The sequence below is a fragment of the Undibacterium sp. TJN25 genome, assembly GCF_049339885.1.
Taxonomy (GTDB): domain Bacteria; phylum Pseudomonadota; class Gammaproteobacteria; order Burkholderiales; family Burkholderiaceae_D; genus Undibacterium.
Genome location: NZ_JBMPPM010000014.1, coordinates 79,597 through 91,600 on the forward strand (window position 1 = coordinate 79,597; position 12,004 = coordinate 91,600).

Consider the following 12,004-nt stretch of genomic DNA (forward strand, 5'->3'; position numbering starts at 1 on the left):
CGAGCGGGCGTCAGCGGGGTACATAGCAACGCAGGAAGCGGAACGTACTAAAGTACGTGAGCATTCCGAGTAGCGCATGCACCCCGATCACGTCCGCGCAGTAGGATATCAGGCAAATTTTAAGGGAAGGCCGGTATGTGGGCCTCTACCCCTCCAAACCTGATTTCCGGATGCCTCCTAGCAACCATCTCTTCAATTTCTTTGGCCCGCTTCAACGGCAGGTCAACGATCAGCAGCACTTGCCCCTGCTCCACGCCTTCGGCAAAAGGCCGCAGCCGCGAATTGGGGATTGCCGCTGCCGCCATGCCGGATGCCCAGGAGCCGAACAACGCGCCGCCGAAGCCGGCAATCAGCACGGCGATGGTTTTCAGTTCCAGCCCTTCCGGAGGAAACAGCAGCAGCAGGGTGCCGGCCACCAGACCCGACAATCCGCCGATCACCATTCCGACTTCCGCGCCATGCACAAGGTCGGTTTTTTGCAGAAAATTGGCTTCCGGCATATCCGGCAGCAGCGTTCCTTCACGCGCGTGGAAATGAATATATCGCTCTTCTATGCGCGCCAGCAGCAGTTCATCCAGCATCGAGCGTGCGCTCGGTACGTCCGGCAGCATGAAATATAGTCTGCGTCTCATGGTGATCTCCTCTTTCTTTCTGGGAAGGCCGCAACCTGAGGCGACGCCACGTGTGCGATCTTGTCCTTTCGTTATAGCAAATTCTGGCCGGATATCCAGAGATATGCGCACAAAGGGGGGATGGATAGGATGCCGCTATGAAAACGCCCAAACGGATTGCTGCACATGACAACAACCGTTGGCGTGAGGATACGTGGGCAGTCTTGCAGGCGCGATGCCTGCAGGAAATGGCGTAGTTTCTAAGCGGAGCGTTTAGCCACGATAGCATTGCCCGCCCGGCTGACGGCCTTGCGCCCCAGATGCTGGGAGATATACTGGCCGGCATCGACGACGGCATCCAGGCTGATGCCGGTTTCTATGCCCAGCCCTTGCATCATGAACAGCACGTCTTCCGTGGCAACATTGCCGGTCGCACCCTTGGCATACGGACAGCCGCCCAGGCCCGCCACAGAAGAATGATAAATGGAGATGCCCACTTCCAGACTGGCATAGATGTTCGCCAGCGCCTGGCCGTAGGTATCGTGGAAATGGCCGGACAAGCGATCCACCGGAAATTCGCGTATCACCCTTTGCATGACAGTCTGCACATGCCGCGCCGTGCCCACGCCTATGGTGTCGGCGATATCAATCTCGTCGCAACCCAGGTCGCGCAGCCGCTGCACGACGTCGGCCACGCTGTCCGGCTCTACTTTGCCCTGATACGGGCAGCCGAAAGAACAGCTGATGCTGCCCCGCAGCCTCATATTGTGGGCCTTGGCCGCTTGTGCGACTTCGCGGAAACGCTCTATCGACTCTGCGATCGAACAATTGATATTGCGCTGTGAAAACGCTTCCGATGCAGAACCGAAGATCACGACCTCATCCGCGCCTGCAGCAAGTGCAGCGTCAAAACCCTTCATGTTCGGCGTCAGCACCGAATACACAACGCCCGGTTTGCGCTGGATACCCGCCATCACTTCGGCCGAAGTCGCCATCTGCGGCACCCATTTAGGCGACACGAAGGAAGCTGCCTCGATATTGGCAAAACCGGCGCCGGTCAGCATGTCCACCAGCGCAATCTTGACATCAGCGGGGATGGTTTCTTTTTCGTTCTGCAAGCCGTCGCGCGGACCGACCTCGACGATCTTTACCTGGGCGGGCAAGGCGGTGGCAGTCTGGTTATTCATGTCAGTATCCTTTTGATCGGTCGACCACACCGGCAAGCGGCTGGCCTTGTTGCAGCGCCAGTATCTTGCCGGCGATCTGGCGCGCACTGTCTTCGCGCAGGGTCAGCGCGGAAATATGCGGCGTCATGCTAATACGGTTTTCCTGCCAGAACGGATGTGTCGCGGGCAAGGGTTCTTCGCTGAACACATCTAATGTAGCGCCTGCGATATGCTCCTGCTGCAATAGCTCCAGCAAATCTTCTTCTACCAGGTGCGCACCGCGCGCCACGTTGACAAGGTAGGCGCCCCAGGGCAGCTTGGACAGGGTATGCTTGTTCAGGATGCCGGCGGTATCGGGGGTTAACGGCAGTATGCATACCAGCACGCGCGACGCCCGCAGGAAAGCATCCAGACCATCCTGGCCCGCGTGGCAAGTTACGCCCGGCACCTGCTTTTGCGTGCGGCTCCATCCGTGCAGCGGGAAGCCGAAATGCTGCAATGACTCCGCGATGCGGCTGCCCAGCACGCCCAGGCCCAGGATGCCGACGCTGAACTCGGATTTAACATACGGCTTCAGGAAGCGCCACTGCTTCAGTTCGCGTTGCATGTGGTAACTGTCCAGGCGGCGGAAGTAGCGCAGCACTGCGTGGCTGACATACTCCGCCATCTGCATGCCCATGCCGGCATCGTCCAGCCGCACAACCGGCACACCGGCCGGCAGCGCATCGCCCAGCTGCAATATCGCATCAACGCCGGCGCCGAGGTTGAAGATCGCCTTCAGGCCAGACCTGTCCTGCAGCATTTCCGCCGGTGGTTTCCAGACGATGGCGTAATCGGCCGCCACCTTATCGCCCGGCTGCCAGACACGGATCCTGGCCTGCGGCATTTCCGCCGTCAGTACCTCCAGCCACGGCTTTGCATCGCCGCCGCTTGCATGAAAAATGATGTCCACGTTCATCCCTTGCGAATTCCGGTTGCGGGCCTGCTTATTCCGGCTGCCTGAATGCCAGCAATTGCGCGCCCTCGGCGACCTGGTCCGCCACGGCATACAGGATTTCATCCACGATGCCGTCGACGGGAGCTGAAATCGTATGCTCCATCTTCATCGCCTCCATGATCATCAGCGCATCACCCTTTTTCACTTCCTGGCCCGCGCTGACCATTACCGCGACGATCTTGCCCGGCATCGGCGCGGTCAGACGCCCGCTTTCTGCTTCGGCTTCACCCGCATGCGCGAGCGGGTCGGCATAGTGCAGCACGGTGTGGCCGCCGCCGGTAAACACATGTACGTTCTCGCCGTTGGCGCCATACTGCACCACGGTGCCGTGCACGGTCTGGTCGCCCAGCTTCAGGCTCAGGTCGTTCGGGCCATGGCTGTCGTTGCCGACCAGCGTAACGCGGGCTTGCGCGCCGGCGGCGGAGACATTCCAGCCCTCTGCAAGATAGCCGACGCCGACCTCATACGCCTGGCTCTCTTCCGCATAGTGCAGCGTGCGTTGCAATGTGCTGTTCATGCGCCAGCCGTGGCCGGACTGCCACGGATCGCCGCCCGGCTGCCGCTCGGACTGCAGCTGGGCGACTGCGGCCAGCGCCAGTACCGGCAAAGGCGCGGCTGCGGCCTGCGGAAACAGCTCTGCATGGTTGCGCTCTATCAGGCCGGTATCCAGGTCGGCACTGGAAAACGCCTTGCCGGAGATCAGCCTTTGCAGGAAAGCGATATTCGTGGACAGGCCAACGATCTGGTATTCCGCCAGCGCCTGCGCCATGCGCGCCAGCGCCTGGTTCCTGTCCTTGCCCCAGACGATCAGCTTGGCGATCATCGGGTCGTAGAACGGTGAAATGCTGTCGCCCTCGCGCACGCCGCTGTCTATGCGGACCGCTGCAGGCAAGTCCAGGCTGCCGCCCAACTCAAACGACACCGCCTGTGGCGTGCGGTTGTGGCGCAGCGTGCCTATCGACGGCAAAAAACCTTTTTCCGGGTTTTCCGCATAAATCCTGGCTTCAATCGCATGGCCGTTGATAAGCAGCTGGTCCTGCCGCAGCGGCAGCGGCTGGCCTGCAGCCACACGCAGCTGCCATTCCACCAGGTCGGTGCCGCTGATCATTTCGGTGACCGGATGCTCCACCTGCAACCGGGTATTCATTTCCATGAAATAGAAAGAGCCATCCTGGTTGGCGATGAACTCCACGGTGCCGGCGCCGACATAGCCTACCGCTTTCGCCGCAGCGACTGCCGCGTCGCCCATGGCAGCGCGGCGTTCGGCTGTCATGCCGGGCGCAGGCGCCTCTTCCAATACTTTCTGGTGACGGCGCTGCACCGAGCAATCGCGCTCGAACAGGTAGACGCAATTGCCGTGGGTGTCGGCAAATACCTGAATTTCAATGTGGCGCGGCCGGGTCAGGTATTTTTCCGCCAGCACCTTGTCGTCGCCAAAAGACGAAATCGCTTCGCGCTTGCATGAGGCCAGCGCCGCCTTGAAATCGGCGCTGTTTTCTATGACGCGCATGCCCTTGCCGCCGCCGCCTGCGCTGGCTTTCAACAGCACCGGATAACCGATACGGTCCGCTTCGCCCTGCAGGAAATCGGCGTCCTGGTTGTCGCCATGGTAGCCGGGCACCAGCGGCACATTGGCTTTTTCCATCAGCGACTTCGCTGCAGATTTGCTGCCCATCGCGCGTATGGCCGACGCCGGCGGGCCGATAAAGACCAGGCCCGCCTTGGCACAGGCGTCGGCAAACTCGCTGTTCTCGGACAGGAAGCCATAACCGGGATGGACGGCCTGCGCGCCGGTGGCGAGCGCAACCTCAATGATCTTGTCTGCGCGCAGGTAGCTTTCCTTGGCAGGCGCAGGGCCTATCAAAACGGCTTCATCGCAGACGGCAACGTGCTTGGCGTCGGCGTCCGCTTCTGAATACACGGCCACGGTCTTGATGCCGAGGCGGCGCGCTGTAGCCGCTACGCGGCAGGCAATTTCACCACGATTGGCGATCAGGATTTTGCTGAACATGGCTTTTGTCTCTCACAAAAATTGTTGTCAGGATGCCGGCCTGGCCGACATCCTGTTTATTTTAATTTGCAGCTTTATTCTTTTGGCCTCTGCTTACTTGCAGGAGCCGCCGGCTTCCGTCACGCCACGCGTTTTCAGGCCGAGTTTAGCCAGCAGCACGCGGTCGTCTTCGGCATCCGGGTTGCCCGTGGTCAGCAATTTGTCGCCGTAGAAAATCGAATTGGCGCCCGCCAGGAAACACATGGCCTGTACCGCTTCACCCATCTGGCGGCGGCCTGCGGACAGGCGCACGCGCGCTTTCGGCATCGTGATGCGCGCTACGGCGATGGTGCGGACGAATTCCAGCGGGTCCAGCGGATCGAGTCCATGCAAAGGCGTGCCTTCGACCTGCACCAGATGATTTACCGGCACGGATTCCGGATAAGGATTCAAGTTGGCCAGTTGCGCAATCAGGCCGGCGCGCTGGCGACGCGATTCGCCCATGCCGACGATGCCGCCGCAGCAAACTTTTAAACCGGCATTGCGTACATGGCCCAATGTGTCCAGCCTGTCCTGGTATTCGCGGGTGGAAATCACATTGCTGTAAAATTCAGGCGCCGTGTCCAGGTTGTGGTTGTAATAATCCAGGCCGGCATCTTTCAGGCGTTCTGCCTGTTCTTCTTTCAGCATGCCCAGCGTGGCGCAGGTTTCCAGGCCGAGTGCCTTCACCCCACGCACCATTTCCTCTACCTTGTCCATGTCGCGGTCTTTTGGCGAACGCCACGCGGCGCCCATGCAGAAACGCGTGGCGCCGTTGTCCTTGGCGGCGCGCGCCGCATCCAGCACTTCTTCGATGCCGAGGATTTTCTTGGCTTCCACGCCTGTGTCATAGCGCGCAGCCTGCGGGCAGTAGCCGCAATCCTCTTCGCAGCCGCCGGTCTTGATCGACAACAGCGTCGCCAGCTCCACGTCGCCGGCATCAAAGTTTGTGCGGTGGACTTGCTGCGCCTTGAACATCAGGTCGTTGAACGGCAGGTCAAACAATGCCAGCACTTCGTCCACCGGCCAGGTTTCGGCCTGGATCGCTTTGACGGGAGCTTGGAAAGAGACGGTTTGTAACATGGTGGGCTTCCTTTACATCAACAAATTTAAATTCAGGTAAGACGCTGCGGCCGCGGATGTCGGCTCGGACAAACGGGGTATATGCCCCAGCAAGGGCGCAGCGATACGGCGGGACAGCGCTTGCAAATTCTCTTCGGCATACTGCATATCGGCATCGACGGTGTTGGCCACCCAGCCAGCCAGCGTCAGGCCGCGCGCAGCGATCGCTTCCACTGTCAGCAAGGCATGGCTCAGACACCCGAGGCGCATGCCGACCACGAGGATGACAGGCAGCGCAAACTGCTGCGCCAGGTCTGCGGTATCCAGGTCATCGGTCAGCGGCACGCAGAACCCGCCCACGCCCTCTACCACGACAGCCTCTGCCTGCCGAGCCAGCTGTGCATAGCAATCGAGGATGTGCGCGCCGGAGATGCTGACCTGCTCGTGCACCGCGACAATATGCGGCGCCGCCGGCGTGCGCATCAGGTAGGGCGATACCAGCGCCACCGGCAATTTTACGCTGGATGCGGCATTCAGCATGTCCACATCCTCGTTGTGCCACTCGCCGCCCTGCAGGCTGGCGCCGGCGGCAACCGGTTTCATTCCCACACTGCGCAGGCCGCGTTGCCCCAATGCATGTAACAGCGCCGACGACACCAGGGTCTTGCCTATCTCGGTATCGGTGCCGGTGACAAAGCAGGAAAATCGTAACATGGACGGATGTGCAGAGTCTTGTGTCATTCGGCTGTCTCCAGTGCATTGACGGCGGTGATCAGTTGATCCACGTCCAGTGTCGTATGTGCGGCGGACAAGGTGACCCTCAGGCGCGACGTGCCGACCGGCACCGTCGGCGGCCTGATGGCAGGCACCCAGAAACCCTGCTCGTACAGGCTGGCGGCGGCGCGCATCGCCTCCGCATTATCGCCTATCAGTATCGGCTGTATCGCCGTCGCCGAAGGCATCAGTTGCCAGCGTGTCAATTGCAGCCCCTGCTGCAGCCTCGCGATAAGACGCTGCACCTGGATGCGGCGCTGGTGGCCCTCATGGCCGCTGATGATGTCCACGCTGGTGAGCAGCGCATGCGCCAGCGCAGGGGCGGCGGCTGTTGTATAGATATAGGGCCTGGCTTTTTGCACCAGCCAGTCGATGACCGTCGCATGGGCGGCAACGAAAGCACCGCCGACGCCGGCAGCTTTGCTCAGGGTTCCCATGTAGACGAGATAGGGTGAACTGAGATTGAAGTGTTCCAGCGCGCCGCGACCATGTTCGCCCAGCATGCCGAAGCCATGTGCGTCATCCACTACCAGCCACGCCTGATATTTCTCGCACAAGGCCAGCAATGCCGGCAACGGTGCAAGATTGCCGTCCATGCTGAATACACTGTCGGTGACGACCAGCTTGGTTTCTGCATTGCTGGCCAATAGCATCTGCTCCAGCGCGGCCACGTCGCCGTGCGGATAGACATGTACCTTGCTGCGCGACAGCCGGGCGCCGTCGATCAGCGACGCATGGTTTAGCGCTTCCGAGAAAATCTCGGTGCTGCCTGCCGCGCCCGCCGCGCTGTTGCCGGCGGCCAGTGCGGTAATGACGGCCAGGTTGGCCATATAGCCGGTGCAGAAATACAGCGCGCGTGCCGATTCCAGATGAGGGGACATGAAATCCGCCAGCCGCTCTTCCAGTTGCGCATGCGCGCGGCCGTGGCCGCTGATCAGGTGTGATGCGCCGCTGCCGGCGCCGTACAGGCTAGCGCCCTCGCGCAAGGCTTCCGCCACGCGCGGATGCGATGCCAGGCCGAGGTAGTCGTTGCTGCAAAAGGCCAGCATCGGTTTGCCGTCTACCTGCACGCGCGGCGCGCAGCCGCTTTCGGCCACACGGCGGCGGCGGCGCAGGCTTTTTGCGCTCAAGGCATCAAGCTCCGTTTCCAGCTTGTCCAGCAAATGCATGCTCATGCGATCACCTGTTCAAATACTTTAAGGGTGCGCTGTGCAAGACCCGCTACTTCTTCATCATCGATAATGTAGGGCGGCATCAGGTAGACGCTGCGGCCTATAGGCCGCATCAACAGTTCATTGTCCAGCGCCGCTGTGAAGAAGCGGCGCGAAAAACTGGAGGCCTTGTCCACATCGTCCACGACCGCGTCAAAAGCCAGGATCATGCCACGCTGGCGAAAATGGCTGACCTTCTGATGTGTTGCCAGCGGTGCGAACGCCGCATTCAGTTTTTGTGCGGTCACGCGGTTGCGGTTCAGCACATCGTCCTGTTCAAAAATGTCCAGTGTAGCCAGTGCCGCACGGCAGGCCAGCGGATTGCCGGTATAGGAGTGCGAATGCAGGAAGCCGCGGCGGATGTCGCTGTCGTAAAACGCCTGGTAAATACTTTCTCGCGTCATCACCAGCGATAGCGGCAGATAGCCACCGCTGATGCCTTTGGACAGGCAGACGAAGTCGGGCCAGATGCCGGCCTGCTCACAGGCGAAGAAACTACCGGTGCGGCCGCAGCCGACTGCAATTTCGTCGGCAATCATATGCACCTCGTAGCGGTCGCATAACGCGCGCACCAGCTTCAGGTATTCGGGATCGTGCATCGCAATACCCGTCGCACATTGCACCAGCGGTTCGATGATGACCGCGGCGATCTTGCCAGCGCGCTGCTGCAGCTTGGCTTCCAGATCGGCCGCCGCGCGGCGCGCGACGTCGGCAGCGGTTTCTCCCTCCTGAGCCTGCCGCGCGTCCGGACTGGCGACAACATGCGCCTGCCTCAACAAGGGGCCGTAGGCATCGCGGAACAACGCGACGTCGGTCACGGCCAGTGCACCGATGGTCTCACCGTGGTAGCTGCCTTGCAGGCAGATAAATTCCTGCTTGTCAGTCTGGCCGTTATTGCGCCACGCGTGGAAACTCATCTTCAGCGCGATTTCCACTGCGGAGGCACCATCGGATGCATAGAAGCAGTGGCCGAGCACGCCGCCTGTCAGCGCAGCCAGTTTCTCGGACAGCGTAATCACCGGCTCGTGCGTGAAACCGGCCAGCATGGCATGTTCCAGCTTGTCCAACTGGTCTTTCAGTGCCGCGTTGATACGCGGATTGGCATGACCGAACAGGTTGACCCACCAGGAACTGATGGCGTCCAGATAGCGTTTGCCGTCTACATCGTACAACCAGGCTCCGCGGCCATGGCTGACCGGGATCAGCGGCATGCTTTCATGATGCTGCATTTGCGTACAAGGATGCCAGACGCTACGCAAGCTGCGTGCTACCCAATCATTTGCTTTATTCGATTCCAAACCAACTCCAGACTCTCTTTGCATACCAGCGGCTATTTCCCGCCGCGCATACGGTAGAACTCAGCAAGGGGGCGACGCACCCTTTGCGGACATGCCGTTACGATGGCCACTACTGCTACCAGTTGGGCTTGCGTTTTTCCAGGAAGGAACGCACACCCTCCTTGCCTTCTTCCGACGCGCGGATGTGCGCAATGCCTTCCACGGTAGAGGCGATCAGCTGCGGCGTAATTTCACGTCCGCCCACCTCCTGCACCAGCTGCTTGGCCTGTTTCACGGCATTCGGGCTGTTGCCCACTAACGCCTTGACGATGTCACCGACCTTGTCATCCAGGCCGCCAGCAGTAGTTATCTCATGCACGAAACCCATACGCAATGCTTCTGCGGCAGAAAACCGCTCGGCCGTCAGGAAATACCGGCGCGCCGCGCTTTCGCCCATGGCCTTGATGACATAAGGCGAAATGGTTGCCGGTATCAGGCCCAGCTTGACTTCACTCAGGCAGAAGGTCACGCTGTCTGCCGCTACCGCAATATCGCAGGCAGCTGCCAGTCCCATGCCGCCGGCATAGCAGTCTCCTTGGATTTTGGCGACGACCGGCTTCGGGCAAATGTAGATAACACGCAACATCTCCGCCAATTGACCGGCATCCGCCAAATTCTCCGCGTGCGTGTAAGCGGCCATTTTCTTCATCCAGTTCAGATCCGCGCCGGCACAGAAAGCGGGGCCGTTTGCGGCCAGTACAATAGCACGAATGGCGGGATCGGTCCCCAGATCGCGGAATGCCTGCGTCAACTCTGAGATTGTCGTTTCGTTAAAGGCATTGCGCACTTCCGGACGATTCATTGTCACAGTTGCAATATACATTTCACTAATAGAAACAGTCAGGGAAATCATGATGTTCTCGGTCATTTAAATTTTTAAAGATAAAACTTTGCATTCAGCTTTTTGAGACTTTGTAGACAACCACACCGTCCACCGCATATAAATGACAACGCCGCTTATAATATTTTTCACAGTCGGCCACAACTCTGATGTAGGGCTCCGGCGCAGAAGCAGGATTCGGAGCTTTGCCATTCGATATCCAAGAGCCGCCGCCTTCCGCAATTGCAAACGCGCGTGGAAATCTGCGCTCAAGAAAAGAGCTATATGCCTTGCGTTCGCCAAACTGGTCAAGCTTGCCAATATCGCTGATATCGGCATAACCGGAGGCTGGCGGTGGCAGAGAGGCTGGTTCATTTGCAGTCGACTCTCCCGGAGCAGACGGCGGAATTACAGAAGATGGTGTGACACTTGCAACTGACGCGGGCGGGCGCACTGATGCGGCGGGCGCAGGTGACACAGGACTCGGAACGGCAGCCGCCGGAGGCACTACTGCTGGCAAGGACGGAGAAATTGCTGCAATTTTTGGAGGGGCCGCTACTGGACGGCTGACCGGCGGCAACGCCGAAGATGCCTCTGGCTTTGCACCAACCCTAACGGGAACAGGAGAAACGGCGCTCACCGTTCCGGGATTCGATGCAACAACTCCGCTCGCAGTCGCGGCCGCAGGCTGTGACTGATATTTATCCACTGCCGCGGCGCTGCGTGCAGGCAAATCGCGCAGCCAGTTAATCGGAATCGCCAGATTCAGATTTTGGCCATTTTCAAAGCCTGCCGTAGTAATCCCAATCAGCTTGCCATCTTCATCAAACAAGCCGCCACCACTCGAACCATGTGAAATAGGAGCCGAAATCTGTATGAACATGAGGTGCTGACTTGCATCCTTGCGCAACGAGGAAATTAAGCCATCACTCAAGGTTTGCTCCAAACCGCGGGGAGTACCGATAGTAAACACTTTTTGACCTATGACCAGCCGATCGCTATTGCCTATCGGCACCGCAGGAGCCGCCAGATTAGGCGCAACAATTTGGCACATATCGCGATCCACATCAATATATTGCAAACGAGCCGACACGCTTCGGCTTCCTTGTTTGACTACAAACGCACCAGCCTTGGCCAGCACATGACAATTCGTTAAAAGCGTTTCCGGGCCTATTGCTACCGCGCTACCGAGACTTAGTGGCTTGCCATGAGTATCAAAGGTATCTATTAACCATATGCTAGCAACGGTCGCGGCATAAAACCGGTCCGGTGACAACGCCCATGCGAAACTGACTGAGCCAGTTGCCATCGCTATAAATAGGACAGCTGCCCTGAAGGAGAAGGGTGATTTCATTCTTACCTTCATTTCTTTGGCAACAGGCTCTTAAAGTCATCCATTGTCGGCCTCGCTGAAACGGGATTGGCGGCCTCCAGTGTGGCGACTTCATCCTGACTCAAGGGGGTGCATCCCGTAGCCTCTTTTTTTCTGCGTACCACAGGCTCAGGCCGCGGTGCTTTAGGGTTTGTTACGTCCATCACTCGCATTAAGCAGCTTCCCCCAGCCATCAAGGTATCCAGTACATAAGAGCGATTCGCCTTTGGAAAAAACGAACCGTACATATCGCATTGACTATTTCCTCTGGACTCATAGAAATTCACTGTACTTAACGCATTTGCCCGAAGAGAAGTGACTATGCTTTGCCCCGTGTCGCCACTGGCCAGAACTTTTTTTCTTCCTTTGCATGCCTGAGCATCGTCATAAACTTCCAAGGAAAAATGCTCGTCCGCTCCTATACGCATCCTTACGATCAGCTCCGCCTTGTCCCCGCTGCTCGGCGCTGTATACGTAGGCGCCATAGCGCATGCGGCTACTGTCACGACAGCGACACCCATACTAGCTATTTCAAGCATCTTCTTGTCTTGTTCACCATTTTGTTCCAACCCCTTTTAAATTAATTTGTCATTAAGTTAATTTATTGCCTGCAAGACTATATCCT

The 12,004-nt window shown here is 58.9% G+C and carries 11 protein-coding genes; all 11 read right to left on the bottom strand.

The genetic code is table 11. The features are described from left to right. Positions 1 to 119: 119 nt before the first annotated feature. The 11 genes from ACO0LO_RS26105 to ACO0LO_RS26155 all read right to left on the bottom strand — a co-directional run bounded on the left by ACO0LO_RS26105 (position 120) and on the right by ACO0LO_RS26155 (position 11,918). Complete coding sequence (locus tag ACO0LO_RS26105) at positions 120 to 632, bottom strand: DUF1269 domain-containing protein (protein ID WP_422968946.1); 513 nt, start codon at positions 630 to 632, stop codon at positions 120 to 122. 239 nt (positions 633 to 871) lie between these two features. Further along, complete coding sequence (locus ACO0LO_RS26110) at positions 872 to 1,798, bottom strand: hydroxymethylglutaryl-CoA lyase (RefSeq protein ID WP_422968948.1); 927 nt, start codon at positions 1,796 to 1,798, stop codon at positions 872 to 874. Between the two features lies 1 nt (position 1,799). Further along, positions 1,800 to 2,729 (bottom strand): 2-hydroxyacid dehydrogenase, encoded by a 930-nt coding sequence (locus ACO0LO_RS26115; RefSeq protein WP_422968950.1) that lies wholly within the window; start codon positions 2,727 to 2,729, stop codon positions 1,800 to 1,802. Positions 2,730 to 2,763: 34 nt separating this feature from the next. Beyond that, positions 2,764 to 4,785, bottom strand: a complete 2,022-nt coding sequence (locus ACO0LO_RS26120) for an acetyl/propionyl/methylcrotonyl-CoA carboxylase subunit alpha (protein WP_422968951.1) — start codon at positions 4,783 to 4,785, stop codon at positions 2,764 to 2,766. Positions 4,786 to 4,878: 93 nt separating this feature from the next. Next, the gene (bioB, locus tag ACO0LO_RS26125) at positions 4,879 to 5,886 is read right to left on the bottom strand and encodes a biotin synthase BioB (RefSeq protein ID WP_422968953.1); all 1,008 of its coding nucleotides are present in this window, start codon (positions 5,884 to 5,886) and stop codon (positions 4,879 to 4,881) included. A gap of 12 nt (positions 5,887 to 5,898) precedes the next feature. Continuing rightward, the gene (bioD, locus tag ACO0LO_RS26130) at positions 5,899 to 6,606 is read right to left on the bottom strand and encodes a dethiobiotin synthase (protein ID WP_422968955.1); all 708 of its coding nucleotides are present in this window, start codon (positions 6,604 to 6,606) and stop codon (positions 5,899 to 5,901) included. Then, positions 6,603 to 7,808: an 8-amino-7-oxononanoate synthase gene (bioF, locus tag ACO0LO_RS26135; RefSeq protein ID WP_422969019.1), complete on the bottom strand. Its 1,206-nt coding sequence runs from the start codon at positions 7,806 to 7,808 to the stop codon at positions 6,603 to 6,605. The genes bioD and bioF overlap by 4 nt, the downstream gene beginning before the upstream one ends. Positions 7,809 to 7,810: 2 nt before the next feature. After that, the gene (gene bioA, locus ACO0LO_RS26140) at positions 7,811 to 9,172 is read right to left on the bottom strand and encodes an adenosylmethionine--8-amino-7-oxononanoate transaminase (protein ID WP_422968957.1); all 1,362 of its coding nucleotides are present in this window, start codon (positions 9,170 to 9,172) and stop codon (positions 7,811 to 7,813) included. A 91-nt stretch (positions 9,173 to 9,263) separates the two neighbouring features. Next, entirely contained in the window at positions 9,264 to 10,040 is a 777-nt protein-coding gene (locus tag ACO0LO_RS26145) for an enoyl-CoA hydratase/isomerase family protein (protein WP_422968959.1), read from the bottom strand. A gap of 43 nt (positions 10,041 to 10,083) precedes the next feature. Then, on the bottom strand, positions 10,084 to 11,361 hold the full coding sequence (locus tag ACO0LO_RS26150; RefSeq protein WP_422968961.1) for a trypsin-like peptidase domain-containing protein: 1,278 nt from the start codon (positions 11,359 to 11,361) through the stop codon (positions 10,084 to 10,086). Positions 11,362 to 11,369: 8 nt separating this feature from the next. Beyond that, a complete protein-coding gene (locus ACO0LO_RS26155; RefSeq protein WP_422968963.1) occupies positions 11,370 to 11,918 on the bottom strand; it encodes a hypothetical protein in 549 nt (182 codons plus the stop codon). Between the last annotated feature and the right edge of the window lie 86 nt (positions 11,919 to 12,004).

Bases quoted from the DNA above. Each gene is read 5' to 3' on its own strand.
- ACO0LO_RS26105 (WP_422968946.1), bottom strand. From the start codon at position 632: ATGAGACGCAGACTATATTTCATGCTGCCGGACGTACCGAGCGCACGC.
- ACO0LO_RS26110 (WP_422968948.1), bottom strand. From the start codon at position 1,798: ATGAATAACCAGACTGCCACCGCCTTGCCCGCCCAGGTAAAGATCGTC.
- ACO0LO_RS26120 (WP_422968951.1), bottom strand. From the start codon at position 4,785: ATGTTCAGCAAAATCCTGATCGCCAATCGTGGTGAAATTGCCTGCCGC.
- bioB (WP_422968953.1), bottom strand. From the start codon at position 5,886: ATGTTACAAACCGTCTCTTTCCAAGCTCCCGTCAAAGCGATCCAGGCC.
- bioD (WP_422968955.1), bottom strand. From the start codon at position 6,606: ATGACACAAGACTCTGCACATCCGTCCATGTTACGATTTTCCTGCTTT.
- bioF (WP_422969019.1), bottom strand. From the start codon at position 7,808: ATGCATTTGCTGGACAAGCTGGAAACGGAGCTTGATGCCTTGAGCGCA.
- bioA (WP_422968957.1), bottom strand. From the start codon at position 9,172: ATGCAAAGAGAGTCTGGAGTTGGTTTGGAATCGAATAAAGCAAATGAT.
- ACO0LO_RS26145 (WP_422968959.1), bottom strand. From the start codon at position 10,040: ATGATTTCCCTGACTGTTTCTATTAGTGAAATGTATATTGCAACTGTG.
- ACO0LO_RS26150 (WP_422968961.1), bottom strand. From the start codon at position 11,361: ATGAAATCACCCTTCTCCTTCAGGGCAGCTGTCCTATTTATAGCGATG.
- ACO0LO_RS26155 (WP_422968963.1), bottom strand. From the start codon at position 11,918: ATGCTTGAAATAGCTAGTATGGGTGTCGCTGTCGTGACAGTAGCCGCA.